Raw genomic sequence first — 15,350 nt, 5'->3', positions numbered from 1 at the left:
GCGAACCACCTGCACATGACCCCGGTAGAGCCACCCCATGGGTGGCTGCGCGCGATGCCGGATTCAGGAGCGGCCCACCCATGGGGTGGCGCTACGCGGGTCATGCGGCACGGTGGTCCCGGCAACTGGCCGGGACCCATCCCTCAATCGGCGGCCGCGAATGCCGGGCGGGTCAGGTTGTCGGCGTCGGCCTCGGTGCACAGCACCTCGTCTTCGATGCGGATGCCGCCGTAGGGCCGGAAGAAATCGACCCGCGCCCAGTCGATGCTGTCGCCGTTGCCGGCCTGCTTCACTTCGTCCAGCAGCATGTCGATGAAGTACACGCCCGGCTCGATGGTGACCACCATCCCCGGTTCCAGCACGCGGGTCAGGCGCAGGTAGGGGTGGCCCTGCGGGCGCTCGATGCGGCCGCCGCGGTCGCTGGCGGCGAAGCCGGCGACGTCGTGCACCTGCAGGCCGATCAGGTGGCCCAGCCCGTGCGGGAAGAAGGCTGCGCTGACGCCGGTGGCCAGCGCCGCTTCCGGCGACACCTTGAGCACGCCGAAGTCCTTGAGGATGCCCATCAGCGACAGGTGCGCGTCCACGTGCAGCTGCTTGTAGTCCACGCCGGCCCGTACGCCGGCCGCCATCTGCTGCTGGGCGGCGTCGACCGCGTCGATCATCGCCTGGAACTCGTCGTGCCCGGCGGCCGCGTAGGTGCGGGTGATGTCGCTGGCGTAGCCGTAGGCACTGGCACCGGCATCGATCAGGAAGCTGCGCAGCGGCGTCGGTGCGCTGCGGCCGAGGTCGGTGTAATGCAGCACGGCGGCATGTTCGTTGAGACCGATGATGTTGCCGTAGGGCAACTCATTGGCGTCCTGGCCGACCGCGGCGCAGTAGGCCATGTGGATCTCGAACTCGCTGGCGCCGGCACGGAACGCGGCGTCGGCGGCGCGGTGACCGCGCACGCCCAGGCGCTGGGCCTGGCGCATCAGGGCGATTTCGTACGGGGTCTTGTAGCCACGCTGCCAATCCAGGTAGTGCAGCACCGGCTCGGGATTGTTCGGCACGAAGGCGCCCAGCGTGCTCTGCGGCTCGCCCAGGATCGCGCACCGCGCCGGGTCCTTGGGCAGCAGCGCCAGCGCCTGCTCGGCGGTGCGGATGATCTCGATGTCGACGTGTTCCACCCACCAGCCGTTGGGCGCGTCGGGCACCACGTGCCAGTAATCGAACGGCTGGAAGAAGATCACCTTCGGGCGCTGGCCCGGGGTGTACACCAGCCAGCTGTTGGGCAGCTTGGTCAGCGGCAGCCAGGCCTTGAAGTTCGGGTTGACCGCGTACGGGTAGTCGCGGTCATCGAACACCTGGTAGTGCTGGGTGCCGCTGGGGACCACCAGATGATCGAAGCCGCCGCGTGCCAGCGCTTCGTCGGCGCGCTGGCGCAGCACGCTGACGTGGTGGGAATACAGGGCGCCGAGGTCTGGCTGGTTCATCGCGGGGGCTCGTTCGACAGTGCGGAATGCAGCCCCTGATTCTGCCGCAATCGGCTCCGGCGCGCTGTGCCAGAACCGGCACTCAGACCGCCGAAGTTTCCTGCGCGATCCACTCGCGCAGCTGCTCGCGGTGCTCGCGGCTGAGGGTGAGGAAGCGGAAACCCACCCAGGCCTGGCCCGGTGCGTGGGTCTGCTCGCTCCACAGCAGGTGCGCGCCCACGTCCAGCGCCAGCCGCTGGCCCTGCGGCCCGGGGATGGCGAACTGCAGCTGGTACAGCGCGTCGTCGTGCATGGGCACCGAGGCCAGCATCAGCATGCCGGTCTCGGAGACATTGCCCAGCCGACCGACCACGCACTCGGCCAGCATGTCGGTGACCGGGACCAGTTCGGCGACCTGGCGGCGCGGGGCGCGGCGGGTATCGGTGTCGGTGTCGGTACTCATTGCGCGCTCTCCACGGCGGGGCCGGTGCCGGCCAGCGAACGCAGCGTGCGCAGCGTGGCCTGCCAGGCACGGTCGATCAGGCGGCTCTTGTCCTCGCTGACGATCCGCACCTGGCCATGCGCCATCAGCCGCGCCAGCGCATCCAGCGAATGCTCGCCGACCTTCTGTCCACGTGGATTGACGAACAGCGCATTGTCGGTGAGCAGGCTGTACCAGGACAGGCGCTGCCGGCGCAGGTCGCCCTGCTGGTTGGTGGTGAACTCGAACCAGGTGCCGAATGGCAGCGTGCGCAGCTGTCGGTAGCAGTCTTCCTCGGCGACGGTGCGTGCCAGCGGTGCCACCTTGCGCGCTTCGTTGCCTTCGGCCTGTTCGCCCAGGCGCGTGCGGGCGCGGATGCGCGCGGTCAGTTCGGTGCGTGAACTGCTGTCGTCCTCACCGCCGGGGGTGGACAGGCGGCGGGCGATCGCCGCCGCTTCGTCCTGGTGGTAGCCGACCTGGGTCAGTGCGGTCTCGACCTGGCCGCCGAGTTCGGTATCGCTGGCCTCGGTGCCCGGTGGCAGGCAGGTGACCTCGGCGATGCGCGCGGTTTCCTGTTCGCGCTGCTGCCACTGTTCGGAGCCTTCGCCGTGGCGCAGCAGGGTCAGGGTGAGCACGTCCGACCATGCCTGCTTGAGCAGCGACTGCACGAAGCGTGGCGGCGCGGCCTGGGCACACAGCTGTTCGATGCTGGCACCGGCCTGCTGCTTGGCCGCCTCCAGCCGCTCCTTGCCGCGTGCGGCTTCCACGTGGCGGCGCTCGGCCAGTTCGGCCTTGTGCGCCAGCGCGCGGAAGTGCTGCTGGATCTCTTCGTTGGCGGTGTCGAACACCGCCGCGTCGCCCTGGTAATCGTTGACCACCTGGTCGACCGCGCGGCCCAGCTTCTGCACCAGCTGCGGATCGACGTCCTCCTCGCCCAGCCAGTTGGCACCGGCTTCTGCCACGGCGTTGAGCAGTTCACGGGCCGGGTGCTGGTCACGTACGAAGAACGCCGGATCGGACAACGCCGCGCGCGCCACGGGCACCTGCAAGCGGGCCAGCAGGTCGGCGGCGACCGCATCGGGGCGCACTTCACGCTGGATCTGCCCGTACAGCATGTCCAGCAGGTCGAAGGTGTCGTTGTCCTTGACCGTCAAGGCGGCCTGCGCGCCATGGTCGGCGCGCATCTGCGCCAACAGGGCGTTGTGCAGGTCGCCCATGCTGCGCCGCGCGCTGCCGCTGCCCACGGCCTGCGCCTGGAGCTTGGCCAGGGTGGCATGCACGGTCTCGGTGGCCACGGCGACCGGGGAGGGCGCTGGCGAGGAAGACGTGGGCGACGCTGGCGTGGTCGCCGCGCCGTCACCGTCGGCAGCGCTGTGGGTATCGCCAGTGCCAGAGCCCGTGCCAGAGCCAGAGCCAGAGCCAGAGCCCGTGCCGGTACTGCCAGCGGCCTGCCCCGCGGCGCCGGCAGTGGCGCCGGCAGTGGCGCCGGCAACATCGCTGCCGCTGGTCTGACGCGCCGCGCTGAGCAACTGGTGCAGCGCCGACATTGCCGGGGCGGACAGGTCCTGCGCAGCGCCTGTCGCGGCCTCCTGGGGCATCTGCATGGGAGCGGTGGACGCAGGGGGCGTGGCCGCCGGACGCAGCGAGGCGGGCAGGGCGCCCATCGCCTCGCTGGTCATCGCCGCCCAGCTGCCGCTGCTGGCCGAGCCGCTCCAGCCGGTGAGCGGACGGGTGACCTTGCCGCCTTCGCGCGGGGGGGCGTTGCGCTCCGGCCCGGTGACGATGCGACGGGTGGTCGCCGAGCGTGCCAGGTACGGGGTGTAGACCAGTCCCGGCAGGATGCCTTCGTGGCCGAGCAGGATGTTGGCGCGTTCCAGCAGCTCGCCGAGCCGGTCGATCAGCTGGCGGTCGAACACCCGGTACAGCGCCAGCTGGGTTTCCATGCCCAGGTCGAAGCGTTCGCCCAGCCCGCGCACGATCCCGCACAGCACCTGCGGGCCGAACGGCAGGTCCTCGACATCGAAGGCCGGCCCGGCGGCAAGCACGCCGAAGCGCTGCCCGAGCAGCTGCAGCGCACTGGCCGAGCGCTGGGTCTCGCGGCGGATGATGTCCACCAGCACGATGTCACGTTCGATGTCGGTGTCGGCCACCAGGGTCAGCGTGGTGGCGGTCATCGCCGCTGCAGGCGTTGCCGGGGCGTGGCGGATACGCGGCTCGCGCAGCCCGGCGAGGGCGGTGGCCAGTTCCTCCAGGAAGCGCGGGGCGAACTGCGCGTTGACCTCGTGCAGGCGGCGGGCCTGGGCGTAGATGTCGGCCTGGATCTGGCTGTTGTGCGCGCGTTCGGCCTCGCGGAACAGCTCGCGTTCCAGTTCCACGATGGTCAGCTTGAGCGGGTTGGCCAGGGTCTGCGCCGCCAGCGCGTGCAGGGCGGCGAGCAGCCGGCGCACGCGCGGTGGCGCGGCCACGCTGGCGAAACGGGCCGGATCGGGCTGGGACGTTGAAGGTGCGGACGCAGACATCCGTTGTAGTTCCGGCTCCCCTGAGAGCACAGAATCTAACGTTTTCGCCCTGTCACCGCCAGAAGGGATACCCCGACAGCGTGGACGCGACCGTGGGTCGGCTGCTTTGCATGGCGTTGGCGGGCTGGATGACGTGGGCTGATCGGGGGCCGCTGACCGACAGTGGCCGACCAGCGGCAGGCAATCAAGAGCAGGATCAAGAGCAGGATCAAGAGCAGCCGACCAACGGTCGGCTCTACGGGAGGAACAGTTCGACCACGTCGTTGGTGAAGCGCCGGCCCAGTTCGGTGGGCCGGGCATGCTCGCCGTCGAGCGTCATCCAGCCACGCGCGATGGCGGCCTGCAGCGGCGCGGCGATGCTCGCGCGCGCCAGCCCGGTGCGCGATTCGAAGTCCTTCAGGGTGAAGCCTTCATGCAGGCGCAGCAGGTTGAGCATGTACTCGAACGGCAGGCGCGGCGCATCGATGATGTCATCGCCGCCGATCGCCGCCGGGCTGCCGGCGGCGTCCATGAAGGTCTGCGGGTGCTTGTGCTTCCAGCGGCGCAGCACGTGCTGTTCGGCGCCACTGCTGATCTTGCCGTGCGCGCCCGCGCCGATCCCCAGGTAATCGCCGAAGCGCCAGTAGTTGAGGTTGTGCGCGCTCTGCCGGCCCGGCCTGGCGTAGGCGCTGACTTCGTACTGGGCGTAGCCGGCGTTGGCGAGCAGGGCCTGGCAATGCTCCTGGATGTCCCACGCCGAATCCTCGTCGGGGATGCCCTGCGGCGGCTTTGCGAAGAACACCGTGTTCGGTTCCAGGGTGAGCTGGTAGTGCGACAGATGCGTGGGCTGCAGCGCGAAGGCACGCTCCAGATCATGCTCGGCCTGCGCAAGCGTCTGCTGCGGCAGCGCATACATCAGATCGATGTTGAAGTTGTCGTAGCCGGCGTCCTGCGCCAGCTTCACCGCGCGCTCGGCTTCGCCACTGTCGTGGATGCGGCCCAGGCGCTTGAGCGCCTCGTCGTTGAAGGTCTGGATGCCGAAGCTGATCCGGTTCACCCCGGCAGCGCGGTAGCGGTCGAAGCGACCGTGCTCGGCGGTGCCCGGGTTGGTCTCCAGGGTCACTTCCAGGTTCGGCGCGAAACGCAGCCGGGCCGAGGCCGCCTGCAGGAAGCGGTCGATCGCTTCCGGCGGGAACAGGCTCGGCGTGCCGCCACCGAAGAACACGCTGCTCACTACCCGGCCCCAGACCAGGGGCAGGTCCTGGTCCAGGTCGCGGATCAACGCGTCGATGTACGCCTCGAACGGAAGCTCACCCTTGGCCGCGTGCGAATTGAAATCGCAGTAGGGGCATTTGCGCACGCACCACGGCAGGTGCACGTACAGCGACAACGGCGGCGGAATCAGCCGCAGTTCGTGGGCGTGGTCGTGATCGCCGGTGCAGTGTTCGCCGGGCAGGTGGTCGCAATGGTCGTGTGGCTGCTGCATGGCATTCAAGGGTAGTGCCGGCCGCTGGTCGGCTTTCCAGACATCATCAGGGTAGGCATCACAGCAGGGCGGGCAGCTTCTGCCTGAGCAGCTGCAGGGCGATGGCGCGATGGCTGATGGCGTTCTTCCGCGCCGGTTCCATTTCCGCCGCGGTCAGGCCGAGCGCGGGGTCCAGGAATACCGGGTTGTAACCGAAGCCATGGCTGCCGCGCGGTTCGTCCAGGATCACCCCTTCCCAACTGCCTTCGCAGATCAGTGGCTGCGGGTCGTTGGCATGGCGCAGCAGCACGATCACCGCATAGAAGCGTGCGGTCCGGCGCTCGGCCGGCACGTCGCGCATCGCCTCCAGCAGCTTGGCGTTGTTGGCCGCATCGTCGGTCGGGCTGCCGGCATAGCGCGCGCTGTAAAGGCCGGGCGCGCCATCGAGCGCATCGACGATCAGGCCCGAGTCGTCGGCCAGCGCCGGCAGGCCGGTGCTCTGGCAAGCGTGGCGGGCCTTGATCAGCGCGTTCTCGACGAAGGTCAGTCCGGTTTCCGGCACATCGCTCACGCCCAGCTCGCCCTGCGCCACGATCTGCAGCGGCAGGTCGCCGAGCATGGCCTGCAGTTCCTTGAGTTTGCCGGCGTTGCCGCTGGCCAGGACCAGTTTCATCCTTTCGCCTCCAGCAGATCCCAGGTGTTGCCGTAGAGGTCGCGGAACACCGCGACGGTCGCGTAAACCTCTTCGCGCGGGGTTTCCAGGAATTCCACGCCCTGGGCGGTCATGGCCGCGTGGTCGCGCCAGAAATCGTCGGTGTTCAGGAAGAAACCGACCCGGCCACCGGTCTGGTTGCCGATCCGCGTGCGCTGTTCCTCGGTGCTGGCGCGGGCCAGCAGCAGGGCAGCGGCACTGCCGTCGGTCGGCCCGACCACCACCCAGCGCTTGTCGCCCTGGTCGATGTCATCGATGAGGGTGAAGCCGAGCTTGGCGGTGTACCAGGCGATGGCCTCGTCGTAATCGGCCACCACCAGGGTGGTCAGGGCGATGCGGCGGTTCATGCAGACGCCAGGGCGGCCTGCTGTGCCGCGAACAGGTCCTTGATGCCCTTCTCGGCCAGCAGCAGCAGCGCGTCCAGTTCATCGCGACGGAAGGCATGGCCTTCGGCGGTGCCCTGAAGTTCGATGAAGCCGCCGCCGTCGTTCATGACCACGTTCATGTCGGTGTCGCAGTCGCTGTCTTCGGCGTAATCCAGGTCCAGCACCGGCGTGCCGCGGTACACGCCCACCGACACCGCCGCGACCGCGCCGAAGATCGGGTTGCGCTTGATGTCCCCGCGCTTGAGCAGGAAGTTGACCGCATCGACCAGGGCCACGTAGGCACCGGTGATCGCCGCGGTACGGGTGCCGCCGTCGGCCTGCAGCACGTCGCAGTCCAGGGTGATGGTGCGCTCGCCCAGGGCGCCGCGGTCGATGCAGGCGCGCAGCGTGCGGCCGATCAGGCGCTGGATTTCCAGGGTGCGGCCGCCCTGCTTGCCCCGCGCCGCTTCGCGGTCGTTGCGGGTGTGGGTGGAGCGCGGCAGCATGCCGTACTCGGCGGTGACCCAGCCTTCACCCTTGCCGCGCAGGAAGCCCGGCACGCGGTTTTCCACGCTGGCGGTGCACAGCACGCGGGTTTCACCGAAGCTGACCAACACCGAGCCCTCGGCGTGGCGGGTGAAGGCGCGTTCGATGCGCACTTCGCGCAGCTGGTCGGCCTGGCGGCCGCTGGGACGGGAATCGGACATGCTTGGCTTCCGGTAAGTCAGGGGATGCAGGACCGCGCCCGGACCGGAGGACCGGCAGGCGAGGAGGTCGCAAGGAGACCGCTAGGGTACCATTTGCACTTTGAGAGCACCGGAAACCCGCATGATTCGAAGCATGACCGCCTATGCCAACGGCGAGCGCGCCACCCGTTGGGGCACGCTGGCCTGCGAGCTGCGTTCGGTCAACCACCGGTTTCTGGAGGTGGGCGTGCGCCTGCCCGACGAACTGCGTGCGTTGGAGCCGCAACTGCGCGAGCGCGTCGCTTCCCGCTGCAGCCGCGGCAAGATCGACCTGGTCATGCGCCTGCGTGCCCCGGAGGTCACCGGTGCGCTGGTGGTCAACGATGCGCTGCTGGCCCAGCTCGGTACGCTGGCCACCCGCTTGTCGCCCGGCTTCCCGAACCTGCAGGTGAGCTTCACCGAACTGCTGCAGCTGCCCGGGGTGATGCAGGGCGAGGCGGTCGACGCCGCTGCGCTGCATGCCGAGGCGCTGGCCCTGCTCGATGCCACCCTGGACGGCTTCGTGGCCGCGCGCGAGCGTGAAGGCGACAAGCTGGCCACTGCCATCCAGGAACGCGTGGATGGGGTGGAGCGCATCGCCGCCGAAGTCACCACGCTGATCCCGCTGATCCGCGAGGGCCAGCGCACCAAGCTGGCCGCGCGCCTGGCCGATCTGCCGCACCCGGTCGATCCGGGTCGTGCCGAGCAGGAGCTGGTGATGTGGCTGCAGAAGCTGGACGTGGATGAGGAGCTGGACCGCCTCGGCAGCCATATCGTGGAGATCCGCCGGGTGTTCACCCAGCGCGAGCCGGTCGGCCGGCGACTGGACTTCCTGCTGCAGGAGTTCAACCGCGAAGCCAATACGCTGGGCTCCAAGTCGGTGGACAGCCGCACCTCCAACGCCGCCGTCGAGCTGAAGGTACTGATCGACCAGATCCGCGAACAGGTGCAGAACATCGAATGAGCAGCCAGCCCACGCCGACCGCCGAGCCCGCACGCGGCACGCTGTACATCGTGGCCGCGCCCTCCGGGGCCGGCAAGAGCAGCATCGTCAACGCCACCCTGGCGCGCGACCCGCAGATCGCGCTGTCGATCTCGTTCACCTCGCGGGCCACGCGCCCGGGTGAGATCAACGGCGAGCACTACCACTTCGTCAGTGCGGCCGAGTTCGAGCGGATGATCGCCGCCGGCGACTTCTTCGAGCATGCCTGGGTACATGGCGACTGGAAGGGCACCGCGCGGCAATCGGTGGAGCCGCAGCTGGCCGCCGGCCAGGACGTGCTGCTGGAGATCGACTGGCAGGGTGCCCAGCAGGTCCGCCAGCTGGTGCCGGGCACGGTGACGGTGTTCATCCTGCCGCCGTCGAGGCAGGCCCTGCAGGACCGCATGCGCAAGCGCGGGCAGGACAGCGAGGCGGTGATCGCCCAGCGGCTGGCCGCCGCGCGTGAAGAAATGCTGCATTTCAATGACTTCGACTACGTCATCGTCAACGAAGTCTTCGAAACCGCCGTGGACGAGCTCTGCGCCATCTTCACCGCCAGCCGCCTGCGCCGGGAGGCCCAGAAGGTCCGCCACGCGGGCCTCATTCAGGCCCTGTTGACCCAGGAAGCGGCCACAACTGACTGATTCTCAACGGGGTGCTAGCCGGTTGGCTTGATTTTGTCCAGTCCTGGCCGGTACAATCCGTCCCCTTTCCCTCATTCGATTGAGCAGCCCTCACCGGCTGCCGGGAGCCCGCATGGCCCGCATCACCGTAGAAGATTGTCTGGAAGTCGTGAACAACCGTTTCGAACTGGTCATGATGGCGTCCAAGCGCGCCCGTCAGCTGGCCAATGGCGTCCAGGCCACCCTGGACAACAGCGAAACCGAAGACAAGCCGACCGTGCTGGCGCTGCGCGAAATTGCCGCCCGCAAGATCGACAACGCCCTGATCGACGAAGTCGAGAAGGCCGAGCGCGAGCGTGCCGAGCGTGAAGCACTGGAATGGGCCGCTGCCGAAGTCGTCGCCGACGAAGACATGTCCAAGAACGACGACTGATCGCACCTGATCGTTCGTTGTTGTTTGAACAGCCCGCCCCTGGCGGGCTGTTCTGCGTTTGGGCGTGGCACATCGGGGAAATGCCGCGTTGCGAAGATGGTCACTCGCCGCATCGCGCGCCACCATCATCGGTAGGCGACCGCCGTTGGTCGACGCAGCGGGGGGCGGATCCCCTGTTCAGATGTTTGCCGTTATCCCGCCGCTGGCATAGTCTTCCAGCCATGAACCCAGGCCCCACTGCCAAGGTCGCCTCGCCCCCCGGCGCGGCCGTACCCGACTATGTCCTCCAGCTCGAACGCGCAGCGCATTACCTGCCGCCCGAGCAACTGCCGTTGCTGCGCCGTGCCTGGGAAGTCGGTGCCTCCGCGCATGCCGGGCAGACCCGGAAGTCCGGCGAGCCCTACATTACCCATCCGGTCGCCGTGGCGCAGGTGCTGGCGGAGCTCGGCCTGGACGTGGAAGCGCTGATCGCCGCGATCCTGCACGACACCATCGAAGACACCCCGCTGACCCGCGAGGAGCTGGCCGCCGAATTCGGCGAAGCGGTGGCCGAGCTGGTCGATGGGGTGACCAAGCTGGACAAGCTGAAGTTCCGCGACCGCCAGGAAGCGGCTGCCGAGAGCTTCCGCAAGATGCTGCTGGCGATGTCGCGCGACCTGCGCGTGATCATGATCAAGCTGGCCGATCGCCTGCACAACATGCGCACGCTGGGCGCGCAGAGCCGCGAAGCGCGCGGCCGCATCGCCCGCGAAACCCTGGAAATCTACGCACCCATCGCGCAGCGGCTGGGCATGAGCCTGGTCAAGAGCGAGCTGCAGAACCTGGGCTTCAAGGCGCTGTATCCGTGGCGCCACGCGATCCTGGAAAAACACATCCGCAGCCAGCCGGTGGTGCGCCGCGAGGCAATGGCGCAGGTGGAAGTGCAGCTGAGCCAGCGCCTGGCCAAGGAAGGGCTGGAACACCGCCTGGTCAGTCGCATCAAGACCCCGTGGAGCATCTACAACAAGATGCACGACGAGAACAAATCCTTCGACCAGGTCATGGACGTGTTCGGCTTCCGCCTGGTCGTGCGCAACGTGCCCAGCGCCTACCACGCGCTCGGCGCGGTGCATGCCACCTTCAAGCCGCTGGACGGGCGCTTCCGCGATTTCATCGCGATCCCCAAGGCCAACGGCTACCAGTCGCTGCACACGGTGCTGTTCGGGCCGTACGGTTCACCGATCGAGGTGCAGATCCGCACCGAGGAAATGGACCTGATCGCCGAGCGCGGCGTGGCCGCGCACTGGACCTACAAGTTCGGCGGCGATTCCCCCAATAGCGCGCAGAGTCGTGCGCATGCATGGATCGTGGAGCTGATCGATTCGCAGCGCGCGGCCGGTTCGTCGCTGGAATTCCTGGACAACGTCAAGGTCGACCTGTTCCCGGACGAGGTCTATCTGTTCACGCCGAAGGGCAAGATCCTGGCCCTGCCGCGCAACTCGACGGCGCTGGACTTCGCCTATGCGGTGCATACCGACGTGGGCAACATGGCGGTGGCCTCGCGGGTGGACAAGAAGCTGGTGCCGTTGCGCACCAAGCTGGTGAGCGGGCAGACGGTGGAAGTGATCACCGCGCGCTCGGCCACGCCCAAGCCGCAGTGGCTGGAGTTCGTGGTCAGTTCGAAGGCGCGCACGGCGATCCGCCACCAGCTCAAGCAGCTGGAGCATGAGGACGCGGTGCAGCTGGGCCATCGGATGCTGGATCGCGCGCTGGAGGCGATGGACAGTTCGCTGGAGCGGTTGCCGAAGGGTCGGCTGGATGCGTTCCTGGCCGAGCACCGGTACCCGCGTCTGGAGGCGTTGCTGGCAGAAGTGGCACTGGGCAACTGGATGCCGAACCAGGCGGCACAGGCGTTGATGGCCTATGCGGAGCTGCGCGGTGGCGGTCACTCGAAGCATTCGCAGGAGAAGATCCTGATCAACGGCAGCGAGCGCGGGGTGGTGAGCTTCGCCAACTGCTGCCAGCCGATTCCGGGCGACGACATCATGGGCTACCACACGGCCGGCAAGGGCATCGTGGTGCATCGTCTGGACTGTCCGAACCTGGCGGAGCTGCGCAAGTCGCCGGAGCGCTGGGTGCCGATCGGGTGGGATACGACGGTGTCGGGCGATTACGATACGGCGCTGGTGGTGGAGGTGGAAAACGGGACGGGCGTGCTGGCGCAGCTGGCGGCGGCGATCGCGCAGAGTCACTCCAACATCGAGCGGGTCGATTATCTGGATCGCGATTTCAACGCGGCGGTGCTGGCGTTCAATATCCAGGTGCGCGACCGCAACCATCTGGCCGAGGTAATGCGCCGGCTGCGGCGGTTGTCGGTGGTGCAGTCGGTTCGCCGACAATAAGCCGCATTCCGCGCGGCGATGATAGGCGCCGACGCCCTTCGCCTGGCAATGGGCACACCACCGGAGGGTAGAGCCGACCGTTGGTCGGCTGCCGTAGACCGCGCGGCGATGATCGGCTCCAACGCCTCTTCGCCGGGCAATGGGCACACCACCAAGGTAGAGCCGACCGTTGGTCGGCTGCCGTAGACCGCGCGGCGATGATCGGCTCCAACGCCTCTTCGCCGGGCAATCGGCACACCACCAGGGTAGAGCCGACCGTTGGTCGGCTGCCGTGCACCGTGCGGCGATGGCCGGCTCCAACGCCTCTTCGCCGGGCAATGGGCACACCACCAGAGGGTAGAGCCGACCGTTGGTCGGCTGCTCGCACACTGCGCGACAATGATCGATATGGTCGGCCGGCCCACCAACCGTCTTCGTCATTCTCCGGCCGGCCGACCAATCGTCTTCGTCGTTCTCCGGCCAGCCGACCAATCGTCTTCGTCGTTCTCCAGTCAGCCGACCAACGGTCGGCTCTACCGTGGATCGTGGCTTTGATCGGGGCTTTGATCGGGGCTTCGGGGCTACAATTGCGCTCCCCCTTTTGAACCGTGGAGCTCCCATGTCCCGCCAGATCATCACCAGCGCCAAGGCACCGGCCGCGATCGGTCCGTATTCGCAGGCCGTGCGTGCTGGCAATACCGTGTATTTCTCCGGCCAGATTCCGCTGGACCCGGGCACCGGTGACATCGTCGGTGCCGGCGATATCGAGGCGCAGGCGCGTCGGGCGTTCGACAACCTCAAGGCCGTGGCCGAAGAAGCCGGCGGTTCGCTGGACCAGATCGTGCGTCTGGGCCTGTACCTGACCGATCTGGCCGAGTTCGCCAAGGTCAATGCGGTCATGCAGGACTACTTCAAGGCGCCGTTCCCGGCCCGCTCCACGATCGAAGTATCGGGCCTGCCCAAGGGCGCCAACTTCGAAGTCGATGCGGTGATGGTGCTCGACCAGGCCTGACGTGGCGCGGTCACGGGCTCCTGCACCGGCGCTGGCCGCGGCCGGGGAAGCATCGTTGTCGATGCTTTCCGGGATCGGCCCGGCGGTGGCCGCCAAGCTGGTGGCCCGTGGCCTGTCCTCGCTGCAGGACCTGTGGCTGCACCTGCCGCTGCGCTATGAAGACCGCACCCGGCTGACCACCATCGCCCGGTTGCAGCCGGGCGTGGCGGCGCAGGTGGAAGGGCGGGTGAGCGCGGTCGAGCGCGGGTTCCGTGGTCGACCGGTGCTCAAGGTCGCCATCGAAGATGATTCCTACGGCACGCTGGTGCTGCGGTTTTTCCACTTCCGCGCCCAGCAGGTATCGCAGTTTGCCGTCGGCACGCGGATCCGCTGCTACGGCACCGCCAAGCCCGGGCATCTCGGGCTGGAGATCGTCCACCCCAGCTACCGGGTGATGGGCAGTAACGACGATGACGAACTCGGCGACAGCCTCGACCCGGTCTATCCCGCGGTCGACGGCGTCGGGCCGGCCACGATGCGCCGGTTCATCGGGCTCGCGCTGGATCGGTTGCCGGAAGAATCCACGCTGGAGCTGTTGCCGCCCGGTTGGCTGTCCGGGATGGGGCTGCCGTCGCTGCGCAGTGCGCTGCTGACCGTGCACCGGCCGCCGCCGGATGCCGATCTGGCCGCGTTGGCAGCCGGCCGGCACCCGGCGCAACGACGGCTGGCGATTGAAGAATTGTTGGCCCATCACCTCAGCCTGCGCCGCCAGCGCATGGCATTGCAGGCGCATCACGCACCGTCGCTGCGTGGGTCCGGCGCGCTGGTCAAACAGCTGCGCGACAGCCTGCCGTTCCAGCTCACCGGCGCGCAGCAGCGCGTGTTCGAGCAGATCCGCAACGACCTGGCCAAGGCGCATCCGATGCTGCGCCTGGTGCAGGGCGACGTCGGCTCGGGCAAGACGGTGGTGGCCGCGTTGGCGGCGATGCTGGCGGTGGAGCGGGGCAAGCAGGTTGCCCTGGCCGCGCCGACCGAGCTGCTTGCCGAGCAGCATCTGAACAACCTGCGCGCCTGGCTGGAACCGCTGGGCGTGCGTACCGCCTGGCTGGCCGGCAAGGTCACCGGCAAGGCGCGCACCCGGGTGCTGGCCGAGGTCGCCTCGGGCGAGGCGCAGGTGGTCGTCGGCACGCATGCGTTGATGCAGGACAGCGTGGTGTTCAAGGACCTGGCGCTGGCCATCGTCGACGAGCAGCACCGCTTCGGCGTGCATCAGCGCCTTGCGCTGCGCGACAAGGGCGCGGACGGACGCAGCGTGCCGCACCAGTTGGTGATGACCGCCACCCCGATTCCGCGCACGTTGGCGATGTCCGAGTACGCCGACCTGGATGTCTCGGCCATCGATGAACTGCCGCCGGGCCGCACCCCGGTGCAGACCGTCGCGCTCAACAATGACCGCCGCCCGGAACTGATCGAACGCATCGCCGTGGCGTGCCGCGAAGGGCAGCAGGTCTACTGGGTGTGCACGCTGATCGAGGAGAGCGAAGAGCTCGACGCCACCCCGGCCCAGGCCACGTTCGAATCGCTGCAGGCGTTGCTGCCGGGCGTGCGCGTGGGCCTGGTGCACGGGCGGCTGAAGGCGAGCGAAAAGCTGGCCACCATGGTGGCCTTCAAGGCCGGGCAGATCGACCTGCTGGTGGCCACCACCGTGATCGAGGTCGGCGTGGACGTGCCCAATGCGTCGCTGATGATCATCGAAAATGCCGAGCGCCTCGGCCTCGCCCAGCTGCACCAGTTGCGCGGACGGGTAGGGCGCGGCTCGGCGGTCTCGCGCTGCGTGCTGCTGTACCAGGCGCCGTTGTCGAACATGGCGCGCGAGCGGCTCGAAACCATGCGCCAGACCAACGACGGCTTTCTCATCGCCGAGAAGGACCTGGAGCTGCGTGGCCCCGGCGAACTGCTGGGCACCCGGCAGACCGGCCTGGCCGGGTTCCGCATGGCCGACCTGGCCCGCGATGCGGACCTGCTGCCGGGTGTGCATGACCTGGCCGAGCGGTTGCTGGCCGAAGCTCCCGACGTGGCCGACCAGGTCGTGCGGCGCTGGATCGGCACAGCCGTGCGCTACGCGTCGGCATAGAGCCCCTTAGCCTGGCTCCCTTCCTTCCGCAAGCCGAGCCGCTTCGCGGCCGGTAGGCCTTTCGGCGAAATAAAGGAGGAGGTAGCCGCCGCAGGCGGATACCGGGGAACATTCGCAGAAAGGCCTACCG

At 68.3% G+C, this 15,350-nt stretch carries 13 protein-coding genes; 6 read left to right on the top strand and 7 right to left on the bottom strand.

Features of this window, described 5'->3' with window-relative positions; all coding sequences use genetic code 11:
* Positions 1 to 143: 143 nt before the first annotated feature.
* From pepQ to rph, 7 genes are all read right to left on the bottom strand, one after another.
* Entirely contained in the window at positions 144 to 1,472 is a 1,329-nt protein-coding gene (gene pepQ, locus AC1DR7_RS06155) for a Xaa-Pro dipeptidase (protein ID WP_256776029.1), read from the bottom strand.
* Positions 1,473 to 1,554: 82 nt separating this feature from the next.
* Positions 1,555 to 1,914, bottom strand: a complete 360-nt coding sequence (locus AC1DR7_RS06150) for a PilZ domain-containing protein (protein ID WP_256776030.1) — start codon at positions 1,912 to 1,914, stop codon at positions 1,555 to 1,557.
* Complete coding sequence (locus AC1DR7_RS06145; RefSeq protein WP_457317976.1) at positions 1,911 to 4,451, bottom strand: DUF1631 domain-containing protein; 2,541 nt, start codon at positions 4,449 to 4,451, stop codon at positions 1,911 to 1,913. The genes AC1DR7_RS06150 and AC1DR7_RS06145 overlap by 4 nt, the downstream gene beginning before the upstream one ends.
* 235 nt (positions 4,452 to 4,686) lie before the next feature.
* The gene (gene hemW, locus AC1DR7_RS06140) at positions 4,687 to 5,916 is read right to left on the bottom strand and encodes a radical SAM family heme chaperone HemW (RefSeq protein ID WP_457317975.1); all 1,230 of its coding nucleotides are present in this window, start codon (positions 5,914 to 5,916) and stop codon (positions 4,687 to 4,689) included.
* A 58-nt stretch (positions 5,917 to 5,974) separates the two neighbouring features.
* Positions 5,975 to 6,568, bottom strand: a complete 594-nt coding sequence (gene rdgB / locus AC1DR7_RS06135) for an RdgB/HAM1 family non-canonical purine NTP pyrophosphatase (RefSeq protein WP_457317974.1) — start codon at positions 6,566 to 6,568, stop codon at positions 5,975 to 5,977.
* Complete coding sequence (locus AC1DR7_RS06130) at positions 6,565 to 6,954, bottom strand: VOC family protein (protein ID WP_457317973.1); 390 nt, start codon at positions 6,952 to 6,954, stop codon at positions 6,565 to 6,567. Before AC1DR7_RS06130 ends, rdgB begins: the two co-directional genes overlap by 4 nt.
* A complete protein-coding gene (gene rph, locus AC1DR7_RS06125; protein ID WP_256776035.1) occupies positions 6,951 to 7,679 on the bottom strand; it encodes a ribonuclease PH in 729 nt (242 codons plus the stop codon). Before rph ends, AC1DR7_RS06130 begins: the two co-directional genes overlap by 4 nt.
* A gap of 121 nt (positions 7,680 to 7,800) precedes the next feature.
* Here rph and AC1DR7_RS06120 point away from each other — a divergent pair, with 121 nt between their 5' ends.
* From AC1DR7_RS06120 to recG, 6 genes are all read left to right on the top strand, one after another.
* Positions 7,801 to 8,661, top strand: a complete 861-nt coding sequence (locus AC1DR7_RS06120; RefSeq protein ID WP_256776036.1) for a YicC/YloC family endoribonuclease — start codon at positions 7,801 to 7,803, stop codon at positions 8,659 to 8,661.
* Positions 8,658 to 9,323: a guanylate kinase gene (gene gmk, locus AC1DR7_RS06115; RefSeq protein ID WP_256776037.1), complete on the top strand. Its 666-nt coding sequence runs from the start codon at positions 8,658 to 8,660 to the stop codon at positions 9,321 to 9,323. Before AC1DR7_RS06120 ends, gmk begins: the two co-directional genes overlap by 4 nt.
* Positions 9,324 to 9,435: 112 nt before the next feature.
* Complete coding sequence (gene rpoZ / locus AC1DR7_RS06110) at positions 9,436 to 9,735, top strand: DNA-directed RNA polymerase subunit omega (protein WP_005410877.1); 300 nt, start codon at positions 9,436 to 9,438, stop codon at positions 9,733 to 9,735.
* Between the two features lie 221 nt (positions 9,736 to 9,956).
* Positions 9,957 to 12,116, top strand: a complete 2,160-nt coding sequence (locus tag AC1DR7_RS06105) for a RelA/SpoT family protein (protein ID WP_457317972.1) — start codon at positions 9,957 to 9,959, stop codon at positions 12,114 to 12,116.
* Between the two features lie 598 nt (positions 12,117 to 12,714).
* Complete coding sequence (locus tag AC1DR7_RS06100) at positions 12,715 to 13,107, top strand: RidA family protein (protein ID WP_457317971.1); 393 nt, start codon at positions 12,715 to 12,717, stop codon at positions 13,105 to 13,107.
* Between the two features lies 1 nt (position 13,108).
* Complete coding sequence (recG, locus tag AC1DR7_RS06095) at positions 13,109 to 15,220, top strand: ATP-dependent DNA helicase RecG (protein ID WP_478051208.1); 2,112 nt, start codon at positions 13,109 to 13,111, stop codon at positions 15,218 to 15,220.
* The last annotated feature ends 130 nt before the right edge of the window (positions 15,221 to 15,350 follow it).

It is taken from the genome of Stenotrophomonas sp. P5_A9 (genome assembly GCF_056400525.1).
The sequence above is the reverse complement of the archived record's forward strand: the minus strand, read 5'-3'. Positions and strand labels throughout refer to the sequence as shown.